Origin of the sequence: Xanthomonas fragariae (assembly GCF_900183975.1) — a bacterium.
In the GTDB taxonomy this organism is placed as follows: domain Bacteria; phylum Pseudomonadota; class Gammaproteobacteria; order Xanthomonadales; family Xanthomonadaceae; genus Xanthomonas; species Xanthomonas fragariae.
In genome coordinates this window covers 1015624-1031277 of record NZ_LT853882.1, presented here as the reverse complement: position 1 = coordinate 1031277, position 15654 = coordinate 1015624, and the positions used below count along the sequence as shown (strand labels likewise).

Annotated in this window: 16 protein-coding genes; 9 read left to right on the top strand and 7 right to left on the bottom strand. The window is 62.7% G+C overall.

The annotated features are described in order from the left end of the window. Window position 1 precedes the first annotated feature (1 nt). Both PD885_RS04705 and murJ read right to left on the bottom strand, forming a co-directional pair. Window positions 2-1024 carry a bifunctional riboflavin kinase/FAD synthetase gene (locus PD885_RS04705; protein ID WP_002807892.1) on the bottom strand — a complete coding sequence of 341 codons (1023 nt, stop codon included), beginning with the start codon at window positions 1022-1024 and terminating at the stop codon, window positions 2-4. Window positions 1025-1242: 218 nt separating this feature from the next. Beyond that, complete coding sequence (gene murJ, locus PD885_RS04700) at window positions 1243-2835, bottom strand: murein biosynthesis integral membrane protein MurJ (protein WP_040762600.1); 1593 nt, start codon at window positions 2833-2835, stop codon at window positions 1243-1245. 116 nt (window positions 2836-2951) lie between these two features. On the opposite strand from murJ, the gene rpsT reads away from it, so the two are divergent. After that, window positions 2952-3221: a 30S ribosomal protein S20 gene (gene rpsT / locus PD885_RS04695; RefSeq protein ID WP_002807888.1), complete on the top strand. Its 270-nt coding sequence runs from the start codon at window positions 2952-2954 to the stop codon at window positions 3219-3221. A gap of 91 nt (window positions 3222-3312) precedes the next feature. Here the strand turns inward: rpsT and obgE are convergent, their stop codons facing one another. The 3 genes from obgE to rplU all read right to left on the bottom strand — a co-directional run bounded on the left by obgE (window position 3313) and on the right by rplU (window position 5232). Beyond that, window positions 3313-4380, bottom strand: a complete 1068-nt coding sequence (obgE, locus tag PD885_RS04690; RefSeq protein ID WP_002807881.1) for a GTPase ObgE — start codon at window positions 4378-4380, stop codon at window positions 3313-3315. Between the two features lie 258 nt (window positions 4381-4638). Continuing rightward, complete coding sequence (gene rpmA / locus PD885_RS04685; protein WP_002807880.1) at window positions 4639-4899, bottom strand: 50S ribosomal protein L27; 261 nt, start codon at window positions 4897-4899, stop codon at window positions 4639-4641. A gap of 12 nt (window positions 4900-4911) precedes the next feature. Then, complete coding sequence (gene rplU / locus PD885_RS04680) at window positions 4912-5232, bottom strand: 50S ribosomal protein L21 (protein ID WP_002807877.1); 321 nt, start codon at window positions 5230-5232, stop codon at window positions 4912-4914. A 291-nt stretch (window positions 5233-5523) separates the two neighbouring features. On the opposite strand from rplU, the gene uvrA reads away from it, so the two are divergent. Both uvrA and PD885_RS04670 read left to right on the top strand, forming a co-directional pair. Beyond that, window positions 5524-8490 carry an excinuclease ABC subunit UvrA gene (gene uvrA, locus PD885_RS04675; RefSeq protein WP_002807874.1) on the top strand — a complete coding sequence of 989 codons (2967 nt, stop codon included), beginning with the start codon at window positions 5524-5526 and terminating at the stop codon, window positions 8488-8490. After that, complete coding sequence (locus PD885_RS04670) at window positions 8490-8894, top strand: acyl-CoA thioesterase (RefSeq protein ID WP_002807872.1); 405 nt, start codon at window positions 8490-8492, stop codon at window positions 8892-8894. The genes uvrA and PD885_RS04670 overlap by 1 nt, the downstream gene beginning before the upstream one ends. A gap of 253 nt (window positions 8895-9147) precedes the next feature. Here PD885_RS04670 and PD885_RS04665 read toward each other — a convergent pair whose 3' ends face one another. After that, complete coding sequence (locus tag PD885_RS04665) at window positions 9148-9576, bottom strand: copper chaperone PCu(A)C (protein WP_040762646.1); 429 nt, start codon at window positions 9574-9576, stop codon at window positions 9148-9150. 65 nt (window positions 9577-9641) lie between these two features. Between PD885_RS04665 and PD885_RS04660 the strand changes: the two genes are divergently transcribed. The 4 genes from PD885_RS04660 (at window position 9642) to PD885_RS22480 (ending at window position 12555) form a co-directional block, all read left to right on the top strand. Next, entirely contained in the window at window positions 9642-10412 is a 771-nt protein-coding gene (locus PD885_RS04660) for an enoyl-CoA hydratase/isomerase family protein (RefSeq protein ID WP_002807868.1), read from the top strand. 72 nt (window positions 10413-10484) lie between these two features. Next, the gene (tesB, locus tag PD885_RS04655; protein WP_002807866.1) at window positions 10485-11390 is read left to right on the top strand and encodes an acyl-CoA thioesterase II; all 906 of its coding nucleotides are present in this window, start codon (window positions 10485-10487) and stop codon (window positions 11388-11390) included. A gap of 94 nt (window positions 11391-11484) precedes the next feature. Further along, window positions 11485-11997: a putative signal transducing protein gene (locus tag PD885_RS04650; RefSeq protein WP_002807865.1), complete on the top strand. Its 513-nt coding sequence runs from the start codon at window positions 11485-11487 to the stop codon at window positions 11995-11997. A gap of 126 nt (window positions 11998-12123) precedes the next feature. Further along, on the top strand, window positions 12124-12555 hold the full coding sequence (locus PD885_RS22480; protein ID WP_162138787.1) for a hypothetical protein: 432 nt from the start codon (window positions 12124-12126) through the stop codon (window positions 12553-12555). Window positions 12556-12739: 184 nt separating this feature from the next. Here PD885_RS22480 and PD885_RS04640 read toward each other — a convergent pair whose 3' ends face one another. After that, window positions 12740-13363 (bottom strand): EF-hand domain-containing protein, encoded by a 624-nt coding sequence (locus PD885_RS04640; protein ID WP_088056674.1) that lies wholly within the window; start codon window positions 13361-13363, stop codon window positions 12740-12742. A gap of 136 nt (window positions 13364-13499) precedes the next feature. Here PD885_RS04640 and PD885_RS04635 point away from each other — a divergent pair, with 136 nt between their 5' ends. Continuing rightward, window positions 13500-14318 carry an arginyltransferase gene (locus PD885_RS04635; protein ID WP_286027249.1) on the top strand — a complete coding sequence of 273 codons (819 nt, stop codon included), beginning with the start codon at window positions 13500-13502 and terminating at the stop codon, window positions 14316-14318. After that, the gene (locus tag PD885_RS04630) at window positions 14302-15600 is read left to right on the top strand and encodes an endonuclease/exonuclease/phosphatase family protein (protein ID WP_082244258.1); all 1299 of its coding nucleotides are present in this window, start codon (window positions 14302-14304) and stop codon (window positions 15598-15600) included. Before PD885_RS04635 ends, PD885_RS04630 begins: the two co-directional genes overlap by 17 nt. Window positions 15601-15654 lie beyond the last annotated feature (54 nt).

Genomic DNA, 15654 nt, shown 5'->3' with positions numbered 1-15654 from the left:
TCTACCGTTGCGCTGCGTTGTCTAAAGTGCCTGCAATTAAGTGTGCAGACGTTTGCGAGGAGCTCGCATTTTTATTATGTGCAGGCCCTTGCGAGGGACCGGCATCAAGTACAGCACGTGCCTGCTCGGCATCGCGATGCATCTGCACGGTCAGCGCGTCCAGGCCATCGAACTTTTCTTCGTCGCGCAGCTTGGCAACGAATTCGACTTCGATATGCCGGCCATACAGATCGCCCTGGAAATCGAACAGGTGCGCTTCCAGCAGCGGCTCCACACCGGCCACCGTGGGCCGGGTGCCAAAGCTCGATACCGATGGCCAAGGCTGCTCGGCCATCCCGTGCACCCAGGTCGCATAGATGCCAGACAAAGCCGGGGTGCGCTGAAAGCGCAAGTTGGCAGTCGGGTAGCCCAGCGTGCAGCCGAGTTGTTTGCCACGCACAACTCGTCCGCCGATGGCATACGGGCGGCCGAGCAATTTGCCAGCATGCGCGAACTCGCCGGCACCCAGCAGCTCGCGAATCCGCGTCGCAGAAATACGCTCACCCCCCCGGTGCACCGGCGCGATTTCGCCGGCCACAAAACCGTGCTGATCGCCGAGGGTACGCAGCAACGCAATATCGCCGCCGCGCCGATGGCCGAAGCGAAACTCCGGGCCGATCCATACTTCGCGCGCACACAGTCGGCCGACCAGCGCCAATCGCACAAAGTCTTCCGCGCTCATCGCCGACAAGCGGCCGTCGAAACGGATCATGCCCACGCTGTCGGCGCCGAAGTCATACAGCCCTTTGATCTTGGCGCGGGCCAGGGTCAGCCGCGGCGGCGGCGCGGCCGAGGCAAAAAACTCCCGCGGCAACGGCTCGAAGCTCACCGCCACCGCCTGCACGCCCAGCGCGCGCGCGCGCGCGACTGCGTGTTGCACCAACGTCCGATGCCCTAGGTGCAGGCCATCGAAGGCGCCGATGCAGACCACGCTTCCGCGCGGGAACAATGTCCCGCCCTCGACGTCTCTAAACAGCCTGCTCATTCCTCGATCCAAACAGATGCCGACCTGTCGGCCGACCCTCGCTGACACATAACCCATAAGTATAGCCGTGCCTGTCAAGCCGCATGAGCGCGCGCTCAGGAGCGGGTAGCGCTTGGCAGGTGGCAGCGAACATTCGGCTGCGCGAAGGCAGAACTCCGTACAGCGCAGGCGGTTCTGTCACTTACTCTGCCAAGTCCGGCAGGCGCCCTATCCCTCTCTTACCCCTCGCGCAAATGCCGCGGCCGCAATCCCAATCCTACCTGCGCCACCAGATAGGTCAGCCCACCGCTGCCGACCAGCACTGCCAGCCAGCCGATGCGATCCCACTTGTCCATCTGCGTAAACGACGGCAGCCACCACAGCAGGCTCAACAACACCGCTACCATCGCCCCACACGCCAGCAACAGGCGCAACGCATAGCCAGCCCAACCCGGCCTGCGCTGGTACACGCCGGACTTGTCCAGCCAGTACCACAGCATTCCCAGGTTGAGATAACTCGATAGCGCACTGGCAATGCCCAGCGCCAGATGCAGGCCCGGCTGCTTGCCCAGCGCCTGCATCATGCCCTGCGCCTTGAGCTCGGGCGGCACCATGATCTGGTAGACCACCGCCAACAGCGCGAAGTTGAACACCATGTTGGCGATCAGTGCGGCCACGCCGGCACGCACTGGAGTGCGCGTGTCCTGACGTGCGTAGAAAGCCGGCAACAGCACCTTGAGCATGGCATAAGCCGGCAGGCCGAAGCTCAAGCCGTAGACCGACATCGCGGTCATGCGCGTATCGAACGCGGTGAACTGGCGGTACTGAAACAAGGTGGCCACCAGCGGCTCGGCCAGCAACAACAGGCCCAGCATCGCCGGCATCGCGATCAACAGCGTGGTGCGGAAACCCCAATCCAGCGCACCGGAGAATGCGCTGCGGTCGGTCTTGACGTGATGGCGGGCCAGCGCCGGCAGGATCACCGTGCCCAGCGCCACGCCGAACACGCCCAGCGGCAATTCCAGGAACCTGTCGGCCAGCGACAGCCACGACTGCGAGCCGTCGGCCAGCCGCGCGGCAATCACCGTGTCCAGCATCAAGTTGATCTGCGCGATCGACGAACCGAACAAGGTCGGGATCATCAAGGTCAGCACCTTGCGCACGTCCGGGTGATTCCAGCCCCAGCGCGGCAACGTCAACAGGTCGATGCCCTTCAACGCAGGCAACTGGAACAGCAGCTGCAGCGCGCCGGCCACCAGCACCGCCCAGCCCAGTGCCAGGATCGGCACCTCCAGCCGCGGCGCCAACCACAAAGCGCCGGCGATCATGCACAGGTTGAGAATCACCGGCGTCAGTGCCGGAATCGCAAAGCGCTGGAAACTATTGAGGGCGCCGCCGGCCAGGGCCGTGAGCGAAACGAACAGCAGGAACGGGAAGGTCAACCGCAACAAATCGACCAACAACCCGTACTTTTCGGGATCGGTGGCCGCGCCACCGGCGAACACCGACGCCAGTTGCGGAGTGAAGATCAGCCCCAGTGCGGTAATCACCAACAACATGCCGCCGAGCGTGCCGGACACGCGCGCCATCAGCCCGCGCAGATCGGTATGCGGGCGGGTTTCCTTGACCTCGGTGAACACCGGCACGAACGCGGTGGCAAATGAGCCCTCGGCGAACAACCGGCGCAGGAAATTGGGAATCCGGAACGCCACCCAGAATGCATCGGTCACCGCATTGGCGCCGAAAGTCGTGGAGATGGCCTGGTCGCGGATCAGGCCCAACACCCGCGAAACCATGGTCATACTGCTGAATGAGAGCAGGCCTTTCAACATTGCGGGCTTGCTCACGCTGCATCCCTCTTGACAACTGACTTGACGTACATATTCGGGTCTATCATACTTTCACGCTTGCTTTTTCCACCATACCGATTTTTCAGGAACCCACCACCGTGGCCAATATCAAGTCCGCCAAGAAGCGCGCCAAGCAGACCGTCGTGCGCAACGAGCGCAACACCGGCCAGCGTTCGATGTTGCGCACCGCCGTCAAGAAGGTGATCAAGGCCCTTGACGCCAACGATGCTGCAGGCGCTGAAGCTGCCTTCGCCGTTGCTCAGCCCATCTTGGACCGTTTCAGCGCCCGTGGCCTGATTCACAAGAACAAGGCGGCTCGTCACAAGAGCCGCCTGACCGCTCGTATCAAGGCCATCAAGGCCGCGTAAGCGATCAGTCTCGGCATTGCCGGAAGCCTGGCTTCCTGGACTATAGAAAAACCCGGCTTTGGCCGGGTTTTTTGTGTGCCAGTGCATACACTCAGCCCGCATTGCGCGCATCGCGCTCGTCCTCGCGCTGGCGATCGAAAAATGCCATGACGTCCTTCATGATCGGGAACGTGCCCTCGCGCCCCAGTGCGGACACCAGATACCACGGCGCAGTCCAGCCCAGCTCGGCCACGATCGTCTCGGCGGCAGCACGCGCCTCGTCTTCGAACATCAGGTCGGCTTTGTTGAGTACCAGCCAACGCGGCTTTTCAAGCAGCTCGGGATCATGCCTTTCCAGCTCGCGCTCGATGGTGCGCACCTGATCGGCCGGCGACGCGCCGTCCACGCCACCTTCGCCGTACACGCCGAGAGCAGGTGAAATGTCCACCAAATGCAGCAGCAGACGCGTGCGCTGCAGATGGCGCAGGAATTGCGTCCCCAGGCCGGCACCGTCGGCAGCACCTTCAATCAGGCCCGGCACGTCGGCGATGACGAAGCTGCGATACGCCTCGACACTGACCACACCCAAATTCGGATACAGGGTGGTGAACGGGTAATCGGCCACCTTCGGCGTCGCCGACGACACCGCACGAATCAAGGTGCTCTTGCCGGCATTCGGGAAGCCCAACAGACCGACATCAGCCAACAGCTTTAGTTCCAACTTCAACAGACGCTCCTCGCCTTCTTCGCCGGTGGTGGACTGACGCGGCGCGCGATTGACTGAGCTCTTGAAGTGCATGTTGCCCAGGCCACCCTTGCCGCCCTTGGCCACCAGCAGGCGATCGCCATGCTGGGTGAGGTCGCCGATGATTTCATCGGTCTGCACGTTCATCACCACTGTACCGACCGGCACCACGATGATGCGGTCTTCGCCGCCCTTGCCGTAGGCTTGGCGACCCATGCCGTTTTCGCCGCGCTGCGCCTTGAAGGTGCGCTCATGCCGGAAATCGACCAGCGTATTGACGTTCTCGTCGGCCACGATCCACACACTGCCGCCGCTACCGCCATCACCGCCATCGGGCCCACCGAGCGGAATGAACTTTTCGCGGCGAAAGCCGACACAGCCATTGCCGCCATTGCCGGCGGTAACCAGGATTTCTGCTTCGTCGACTAACTTCATGGGGCGTACAACCGGGAATAGGGAATAGGGAATAGGGAATAGGGAATGAGGAATTGGCCAACAAAAGCGGCCCATTCCTGCTGGCGAGAACACTCACCAGCACGACAGCGGAAAAACGCGACCGGATGCAGAACCGGCTTTTCCGATTCCCCATTTCCGACTCCCGGCCGTCAAACGGAAAACCCCGCAAAAGCGGGGCTTTCCGTCTCGTTCGCATGGCTTTGCTGCCGTACGAACTGGCCTGCATGGAGCGGGCGATTACGCCTCGGCAACCACACTGACGGTACGACGCTTCTTCGCGCCCTTGACCGAGAACTCCACCTTGCCGTTCACCAGAGCGAACAGGGTGTGGTCACGGCCGAGGCCGACGCCGGCGCCCGGGTGAAACTGGGTGCCGCGCTGACGCACGATGATGTTGCCGGCATCGATGGCTTGGCCACCGAAGATTTTCACGCCGAGGTACTTCGGGTTGGAATCGCGACCGTTGCGCGAGGAACCTACGCCCTTTTTATGTGCCATGACTGGTTCTCCTTACTTCTTATCGCCACCGGCAATACCGGTGATCTCGATTTCGGTGTAGTACTGACGGTGTCCCTGACGCTTCATGTGGTGCTTGCGGCGACGGAACTTGATGATGCGCACCTTGTCGGCGCGGCCATGGGCCACAACCTTAGCGGTGACCGAAGCGCCATTTAGTGCATCGCCCAGCTTTATGCCGTCGCTATCGCCCAACATCAGGACGGTGTCGAACGTGATCTCGTTGCCGGCTTCGACTTCGAGCTTTTCCACGCGGAGCGTTTCGCCCTGCGCGACGCGGTATTGCTTACCGCCAGTGACCAGAACTGCGTACATGACCAGGTTTTCCTCTGTAGTTATTATGGTCGCCTGCCTTACCCATGGGGCAAACAGGGGCGCGATTGTACTGGCCTAGCCTGTTTCGGGTCAAGTCGCAAGCTGTGTTACCCGGCCCACCCCTAACCGGGCCATGGAACGCATCATCCGGCCGCCACAAGGGCCCCGGCAGACTGGCATTTGGGGTAATTGCCCTCACCTGGGTCGGCGGGTAGGCTGATCGACTGCCACTCATTCCCGCTGAGCACGCTCGCACCACCGCCGGTTCGCCGGCCCGACACCGGATCCCCCATGGCGATGGATTTCATCCGCATCCGCGGCGCGCGGACGCACAACCTAAAGAATATCGATCTCGACCTGCCTCGCGACAAATTGATCGTGATCACCGGCCTGTCCGGTTCGGGCAAGTCGTCGTTGGCGTTCGACACCATTTATGCAGAAGGCCAGCGTCGCTACGTCGAGTCGCTGTCGGCGTATGCACGCCAGTTCCTCAGCGTGATGGAAAAGCCCGACCTGGACCACATCGAAGGTTTGTCGCCGGCCATTTCGATCGAACAGAAATCCACCTCGCACAACCCGCGCTCAACGGTCGGCACGATCACCGAGATTTACGACTACCTGCGTCTGCTTTACGCGCGCGTCGGTCAACCACGTTGCCCGGACCACGGCTTCCCGCTGGAAGCGCAGACCGTCAGTCAGATGGTCGACCATATGCTCACGCTGGATGCCGAGCAGCGCTACATGCTGCTGGCGCCGGTAATCCGCGACCGCAAGGGCGAGCATGGGCAGGTGTTCGAGCAACTGCGTGCACAGGGTTTCGTGCGCGTGCGCGTGGATGGCGAGTTGTACGAGATCGATGCGGTGCCGCCATTGGCGCTGCGTCAGAAGCACACCATCGAAGCGGTGATCGATCGCTTCCGCCCGCGCGAAGACATCAAGCAACGATTGGCGGAAAGCTTCGAAACAGCACTCAAGCTCGGCGAAGGCATGGTGGTAGTGCAGTCGCTGGACGATCCGGCTGCCGCGCCGCAGTTGTTCTCGTCCAAGTACAGCTGCCCGGTCTGCGATTACTCGCTTCCCGAACTGGAACCGCGCCTGTTTTCGTTCAACGCACCGGTAGGCGCCTGCCCAAGTTGCGATGGCCTGGGCGTGGCCGAGTTCTTCGACCCCGATCGCGTCGTGGTGCATCCGGAGCTATCGTTGTCGGCCGGTGCGGTACGTGGTTGGGATCGACGCAATGCCTATTATTTCCAGCTGATCGCCTCGCTGGCCAAGCACTACAAATTCGACGTCGATGCAGGGTGGAATACCTTGCCGGCCAAGGTGCGCAAAGCCGTGTTGTTCGGCAGCGGCGATGAAGTGATCAGCTTCACCTACTTTACCGATGCGGGCGGGCGCACCTCGCGTAAGCACCGTTTCGAAGGCATCCTGCCGAATCTGGAACGCCGCTACCGCGAGACCGAATCGCCGGCCGTGCGCGAAGAGCTGACCAAGTACGTCAGCCAGCAGCCCTGCCCTGCGTGCAATGGCACGCGTCTGAATCGCGCCGCGCGCAACGTGTTCGTGGCCGATCGCCCGCTGCCCGAGTTGGTGGTGTTGCCGGTCAACGAGGCACTGCGCTTTTTCCGTGGTTTGTCGTTGCCAGGTTGGCGCGGCGAGATCGCCGGCAAGATCGTCAAGGAAATCGGCGAGCGGCTGGGCTTCCTGGTCGATGTGGGCCTGGATTATCTGACCCTGGAGCGCAAGGCCGACACCTTGTCTGGTGGTGAGGCGCAGCGCATCCGGTTGGCCAGCCAGATCGGTGCCGGCCTGGTCGGTGTGATGTACGTGCTGGACGAGCCGTCGATAGGCCTGCATCAGCGCGACAACGAACGCCTGCTCGGTACGCTGACGCGGCTGCGCGATCTGGGCAACACCGTGATCGTGGTCGAGCATGACGAAGACGCGATCCGTCTGGCCGACTATGTGCTGGATATCGGCCCCGGCGCCGGTGTGCATGGCGGCGAAATCTGCGCCCAAGGTACGCTGCAGGACATCCTGGATGCGCCCCGCTCGTTGACCGGTCAATACCTGTCGGGCAAGCGCCGCATCGAGATTCCCAAGCAGCGCCACAAGCCCAACCCGAAGATGATGCTGCATCTGCGCGGGGCGACCGGCAACAATTTGAAGAATGTCGATCTGGACATTCCCGCCGGCCTGTTGACCTGCATTACCGGCGTGTCCGGGTCGGGCAAATCCACGCTGATCAACGATACGTTGTTTTCGTTGGCCGCCAACGAAATCAACGGCGCATCGCATCCGGTGGCCGCGCATCGCGAGGTCCACAATCTTGATCTGTTCGACAAGGTCGTGGATATCGACCAGTCGCCGATCGGGCGCACGCCGCGCTCCAACCCGGCGACCTACACCGGCATGTTTACGCCTCTGCGCGAACTGTTCGCACAGGTACCGGAATCGCGCGCGCGCGGCTATTCGCCGGGACGTTTCAGTTTCAACGTACGCGGTGGGCGCTGCGAGGCCTGTCAGGGCGATGGCTTGATCAAGGTGGAGATGCACTTTCTGCCCGACGTCTACGTGCCATGCGATGTCTGCCACGGCAAGCGCTACAACCGCGAAACGCTGGAGATCCGCTATAAGGGCTTCAATATCAGCGACGTGTTGCAGATGACCGTTGAAGATGCGCTGCGCTTGTTCGAGCCGGTGCCGTCGATCGCGCGCAAGTTGGAAACTCTGATCGATGTCGGCTTGAGCTACATCAAGCTGGGCCAGAGCGCGACCACGCTGTCCGGTGGTGAAGCGCAGCGCGTCAAGCTGTCGAAGGAACTTTCGCGTCGCGATACCGGGCGCACCTTGTACATCCTCGACGAGCCGACTACCGGCCTGCACTTTCACGACATCGAGGCGCTGCTCGGCGTACTGCACAAGCTGCGCGACGAAGGCAACACGGTGGTGGTAATCGAACACAACCTGGATGTGATCAAGACCGCCGACTGGATCGTGGATCTGGGCCCGGAAGGCGGCCATCGCGGTGGCAGCATTCTGGTCTCCGGCACGCCGGAAGATGTGGCCGCGCACAAGGCGTCCTACACCGGGCAATTCCTGGCCAAGATGCTGCCATCGGTACAGGCACGCCAGGCGCGCCCGGCCGCGATGGCCAACAAGCCCGATGCACGCCCGCCGCGCAAGGTCAAACCGGAAAAGGTGGCCAAGGTCGCCAAGTCAGCCACCCACAAAACTGCAAAAAAGAAGGCAAGCTGATGAGCGAACGCAAGATTCTGGCACGCATTCCTATCAGCGTGCGCTGGCGTGATATGGACAGCATGGGCCACGTCAACAACGCCAAATACATTTCCTATCTGGAAGAAGCGCGCGTGCGCTGGATGCTCGGCGTGGAAGGTGTGGCGATGACCGATCGGATCGCGCCGGTGGTTGCCGCCACCAACGTCAACTACAAGCGCCCGCTAGTGTGGCCAAACGACATATTGGTAGAGTTGTTCGTCGAGCGTTTGGGCAGCAGCAGCATCACAATCGGCCATCGCATCCTCGACCAGAAAGATGAGGGCGTGCTGTATTCGGATGGCAACGTGGTGGTGGTGTGGATCGATACGCAAACCGGCAAGAGCGCGTCGTTGCCGGATGCAGTGCGCACGGCCAGTCGCTGAGTTTTATCGACCCGGCTGCTGCGTTTTTCTCAGCGCTAAAGATCGGCGGCTCTCTCGGGAGCCGCCGTTTTTTGTTTTGAACGACGGTGTGATTACGCTACTTCGTACTGTTGCACGCCTGCAGCATGATGAGCCGGACACCGCAGACTGATACGGCAGCGCCTTCTGCGCGCCAGACGACTGCTTGGCCAGGATCGTTGGATCAAACAGCGCTGCCGCCAGCTGCATCATCCATGCTGCAGCTGGTCCTCCATCAAGAACCCGGTGCGCGCTTGCGCGCTTCCAACGTCGCCTTGATCTCACGGCCATCCTGCAAGGTGAAGGTCACGGGCACTTGCACGCCTTCCTGCAGCGGCGCGCTCGCCTCCATCAACATCAGATGCAGGCCGCCGGGCGCCAGCGCCACCGACTTACCCGCCGGCAACGCCAGCTCGGGCACCGCACGCATGCCACTGACGCCATTGCTCTGCGTGGTCTGGTGGAGGGACACATCGGCGAACGCGCTGCTCTGGGCCGCGGTGACCTTGAGCGGCTGCGCGCAGCCGTTGTGGAACTGCCCGAATCCTGCGGCCATGCCCATGCCACCGGGTGGTGGGATACGGATCCAGCCATTCTTGAAATCCGGCAAGCATTGCGCCGGGACACTCGTACTTGCCACCACCGCCAACACACCCAACACCACGCGTGCGCACATACGCCGCCTGCTTTGACTGCCGTCTATCATGATCCGACCTCCAGGAGCCCCGAATGAGCATCCAGATCTTAGACCATGGCCGTCTTCGAGAAATCCGTCTGGCGCGTCCGCCGGTCAATGCGCTGGACAACGCGCTGTACCAAGCGTTGAGCGTTGCGGTGCAGCAGGCCGGCGATGAGACCGATGGCATCGTGCTGTCGGGCAGCGAGCGGATTTTTTCCGGTGGCATGGATGTGCCGCACCTGCTGTCGCACGGCACCGACCGCGCCGCACTGCTCGCCAGTTGGACGGTATTCTTCGAGGCCGCGCAAACGCTGGCCAATAGCCGCGTTCCGGTGGTTGCGGCCATCGGCGGGCACGCCCCGGCCGGCGGCTGCGTGCTGGCGCTGTGCTGCGACTACCGGGTGATGGCGCGCAGCGCCGATACCGCCGAACCCTATGCGATCGGCTTGAGCGAAGTGCAGGTCGGCTTGGTCGCGCCAGAAGGCATCCAGCGCCTGTTGCGCCGCGTGGTCGGTGCGCACCGTGCCGAGCGCTTGCTAATTTCCGGGCAGCTGCTGCCGGCCGAACAGGCGGTCAAAATCGGCCTGGTCGATGAGTTGGTCGATGGCGGCTTGGTCACCGCGCGTGCGGTGGCGTGGCTGCAGGAACTGCAGCAGCTGCCGCGCCAGCCGATGCTGACTACGCGCGCGATTGCCCGCGCCGATCTGCGCGCGGCGCTGGTGCCCGAGCTGATCCAGCTGGAGCGCTTCATCGACGGCTGGTATGCGCCGGATGCGCAAGCCGCACTGCATGGTCTGGTCGCACGTCTGCACAAGGCCTGAGCACGCTGTCGGCACGGTAAGCACCGGGCGGGCCGCTATAATCCTGGTCCGTCGCACGCCCAGGCCAGCACCTTGTCCGCCACTGCCGAACCCGTTGTCTCCGAACTGATCAGCCTGCTGTCGCTGGAGCGCCTGGAAGACAACCTGTTTCGCGGCCAGAGCCGCGACATCGGCACCAAGTACGTGTTCGGTGGACAGGTGCTTGGCCAGGCGCTGTCGGCAGCGCAGGCCACGGTCGAAAACGGCCGGCAGGCGCACTCGTTGCACGCGTATTTTTTGCGCGCCGGCAATATCGATCAGCCGATCATCTACGACGTCGATCGCACCCGCGATGGCGGCAGTTTTTCGGTGCGCCGGGTCACCGCGATCCAGCACGGCAAGGTAATCTTTTTCTGCGCGGCCTCATTTCAGGAACGCGAAGACGGCGCCGAGCATCAGTCGCCGATGCCGGTGGTGCCGCCGCCGGAAGACATCGAACCCGGCACGCCGCTGGCACCTGAGGTGTTGGCGAACCTGCCAGCCAAGGTACAACGCTGGCTCTCGCGCGGCGGCCCGTTCGAATTTCGTCACGTGTTCCCGCGCGACGAACTCAAGCCGCCCAAGCGGCCACCGTTCCAGCAGATGTGGCTGCGCTTGAACGATCCGATCGGCGACGATGTCGGCCTGCATCAAGTGCTGCTCGCATACGCGTCGGATTTCCAGTTGCTGGGGACGTCGACGTTTCCGCATGGCATCAGCTATTACACGCCGAACGTGCAGATGGCCTCGCTCGATCATGCGCTGTGGTTCCACCGCCCGTTCCGCACCGACGATTGGCTGCTGTATTCGCTTGACAGCCCCACCGCGCAAGGGTCGCGCGGCCTGGCGCGCGGCCAGTTCTTCACTCGCGATGGCGTGTTGGTCGTCAGCACCACCCAGGAAGGATTGATCCGTGTGGTGCCCGACGGCAGCCCGATACCCGCGCCAACCAAGGACTAGGCGTGCGCCCGACATCTTCGCCATTCTTCTTTTTTATCTCGACCATGCGCAATCACGGCGCAGCTGGTTCGGGAATCGCTGGCACACCCTAAGCATGCGCAAGATTTTCAGCAGTCAACGTATCGAAACCGCAGAAGGCGTGGCCAGTCTCTTGCGCGAAGCCGGCATCGACGTGCGCATGAGCAATGGCCGCTCCTACGAAAGCAAACGCACCGGCCAGTTCAGCTATCTCGAACAGGGCAACGTGCAGGCCTATCCCACCGTGTGGATCGTGCACGCCGACGACCAGCCACGCGCACGCGATCTGCTGCGTGACGCACGCCTGCTGGACACCACCCGCCGCGATCTGCCGAACGTGGAATACACCTTCCGCGAGGGCGAAAACGGCTCAAGCGCCAACGCGCGCAGTTGGGCCTGGCGCATCCGTCTGGTGCTGCTGTCGGTGATCGGCGCGGTCGCCATGTTCGTGGTGATGCGCCATCGCAGTGCGCCTGCACCGGTTGCACCGGCGACCCAGCCGGCTTTGCAGCAAGCACCCGTGCAGAATTCAGCGCAGCCGGCGGTAGAAGATGAACAAGTGCGTGTGCGGATTCAGCCAGCGCGCTGAGCGCGGCTGACAACACTGCCGCAGCCATCTGTGCGCGCACGCTTGCCTTTGGGCATCAGCGGGTATAGCAGACGCACCGGCTACAAGCAGGCGTATGACCGCATAGTGCGCGCCTGAGAGAACACAGTGAGCGCCATCGCCATGGCGATCATTCGCGATCCCGCGGCCAGCAAAGACATCGCGCAGGAAGCGTTTTCGGCGAGTTCGCCCATGGCAATGCGCCCAGCGGCGTTGCGGCACGTCGTTTTACTCGTATGGTCACACTGGCAGCCGCCTTGGTTTGTAGCAGCACGCCTGTACAGCACCAGCATTAATGCCGGTGCATCGGCATCAATGCTGGTGCTGTGCGCAGGCATTGCAGTGCTCAACTATCAACCCTCAGGATCCTGCCACGTGTTATGCACCCCTGCTGAAACGCAATGCGCAACGACGCGGCACTACACGTGCGCCGTTGCTTTACCGCTGCATGTTGGGTCCGGGTGCGATGCTGGCGAACACGGTGGCAGTCATGCTGCCCATCCTTCATCGCTCCATGAAGCTGGGAATGCTGTGACCTGATGGTTGACGCAATAGCTCCAACCGAAAAGCACAAGTAGCCATAAAAAACGGCCTCCCACTTGCGCGGGAGGCCGTCAGTCGATCGGCGCCTTGTTGCATGCTGCTATTTACTTGCTGCGTATGACGACAGTGCTGCCCCGGCCGCAGCAGTGCGACCGGAGAGTGCTCTAGCGACTAGAAAAACTCAGTTGCCCGCGGCGGGCTTGGCCGGCATCGTACGCTTGCCGTGATCGCCGTGCTCACCGTGCTCACCGTGCTTACCGTGCTCACCTGGGCCACCTGGGCCGTGTTCGCCACGTTGCTCGGATGACGCATCGAACTCGGCCTTGCTCAACTTGCCATCCTTGTCGGTATCGGCCTTGGCAAACCATGCATCGCGATGCTGCTGCATGCGCAGTTCACGGTCGGCGCGATCGACAAAGCCGTCCTTGTTGACGTCCATCTCATCGAAACGCGCAGCGAACTTCGGGTCGGCCCTGGCTTCTTCGCGGCCGATGCGGTCGTCCTTGTTGGTATCGAGCTTGCTCAGCCATTCGCCGCGTTCACCGTGTTCGTCAGGACCCGGGCCGCGATGATGCGGGCGCTCCTCGCGCGAGAGCTTGCCGTCCTTGTCGGTGTCCAGCGTGTCGAACTGCGCGGCCAGCATTGGGTCGGCCGCCGCTTCGCTGCGATCGATCAGGCCATCGCCGTTCTTGTCGAGCTTGGCAGGACGCGGCGCATCGCCAACGGCAGGCGGGGCGGCGAATACCGCGCTGCTGGACAGAGCAGCCAGCACGGCCAGTGCGAAGAAAGGTTTGCGGGACGTCATGGGAAACTCCTGAGGTGTGAGAACTACACGCGGCACCTGCATGGGCCGCATCGCGTGGGTGGCGCATCCGGATCTCCCGTGCGCTGCCACCAACACCCACATCAACGAGCCACCGGCACGCGCGTTGACGTGACCGTTGGCCGTATTCATCCGGCGGACAGTCGCCACTGCTGCGACGCGCAGGCGTTATCCTGCGGCCATGGCCATCCATGCCGACACTCACGACGACCTGCGCCTGCTCCAGACTGGCGAGCATGCCTGTGGCTACTGGTCCGACCGCCAGGCGCGCGACCTGGTGCTGGATCCGCAAGACCCGCGTCTGGGCGCGATCTATCCGCAAGCATTGGCGTGGGGATTCCGTCGCTCCGGCGATCTGGTCTACCGGCCGCATTGCGAACGTTGCCGCGCCTGCGTGCCCGTGCGCATTGCCGTGGATGCGTTCCGCCCTGATCGCAGTCAGCGCCGTTGTCTGGCGCGCAACGAAGACCTGGTGGTGCGCGTGGTCGCCGCCGAGCGCAACGCCGAACAACTCGCGCTGTATCGCCAGTACCTCAAGCATCGGCACCCCGGCGGCGGCATGGACGAGCATGGCGCCACCGAGTTCGACCAGTTCCTGATCGGCGCCTGGTCGCATGGACGCTTTCTGGAAATCCGCGAACCGGCCGTCGCCCACGCGCCTGGCCGCCTGCTCGCTGTTGCAGTCACCGACGTCACCGAGCATGCGTTGTCGGCGGTCTACACGTTTTATGCGCCGGAAGCTGCCGCGCGCAGTCTTGGCACATTCGCGATCCTGCAGCAGATCCAATGGGCGCAACGCGAGCGACGCGCGCATGTGTATCTGGGTTATTGGATCGAGGGCCACGCAAAGATGAATTACAAGCGCCGTTTCAACGCACTGGAGGCCTACGACGGCCGCCAGTGGCGCGGACTGCCCGCTCATGCACCGGCACCTTGAACCGCCGGATTGGAACGTCGGTTTGTCGCATCCCACATGCGAAAATTCCGCGATGATCAAACCTCTCTTGCTGCTCGCGCTGACTGCCTTATGCACTGCTTGCGCCCATCGCTTTACCTCGTCCAAAACCACGTCCGGCGCTTCCACCACCACGCCCACGCCGGCCCAGCTGCGCATCGCAACCTACAACACCTCGCTGTATTCCGACCAAGCCGGTGGCCTGGTGCACGAACTGCAAGGCGACAGCGCGCATGCGCGCAAAATCGCTGCAGTGCTGCAGCGGGTGCGCCCGGATCTGGTGCTGCTCAACGAATTTGACTTCGACCCGCAACAGCGCGCCGCCGATCTGTTCCAGCAACGTTATCTAGAAGTGGCCCAGCCAAACGGTGGCCAAGCGCTGCGCTATCCATACCGATATCTCGCACCGGTCAATACCGGCGTGCCGAGCGGTCTGGATCTGGACAACAACGGCACCATCGGTGGCGACGGCCGTGCGCGCGGCAACGATGCCTGGGGTTATGGCTTGCACCCCGGCCAATACGGCATGCTGGTGCTGTCGCGTTACCCCATCGATGCGCAGGCCGTGCGTAGTTTCCAGTTGCTGAAATGGAGCGCACTGCCCGGTGCATTGCGACCGATTGATCCGTCCACCAAAAAACCGTTCTATCGCGATGCAATCTGGGCACAACTACGGCTATCGTCCAAGTCGCATTGGGACGTACCGGTGCGCACACCGCTGGGCGTGGTGCACGCGTTGGTGTCGCATCCCACTCCGCCAGTATTCGACGGTGCGGAAAAGCGCAATGCCGCACGCAATCACGACGAATTGCGGCTATGGCGCGAGTATTTAAACAATGCCAAGGACGCCGCGTGGCTGTGCGACGACCAGAGAAGATGCGGTGGGCTACCGGCGGATGCGCGCTTTGTGATCCTTGGCGATCTCAATAACGACCCGGTCGATGGCGCCGGTCGCCACGATGCAATCCGCGCACTGATCAACCACCCGCGGGTGTTGCAGTACCCCACCCCGCACAGCGACGGCGGCCCGGAAAAAACTGCCGAATACGCCGCGCTAGGCACTGCGCACACGGGCGACCCGCATCAGGTCACCGGTGATTTTGGTCCGCAGGCAGGCACCATGCGTCTGGACTATGTCCTGCCATCGCGCCAGTTCACGCTGATCGGCAGTGGCGTCTTCTGGCCAGCCAGTACCGCCCCGGAAGCGGCGATCGCCGACGGCAGCGACCATCATGCGGTATGGGTGGATATCGCCGGGAAATAAGCAATCGCATAGACCACGGGATGTCATGCACGGAGCCCGGCGTCGACTGCCACG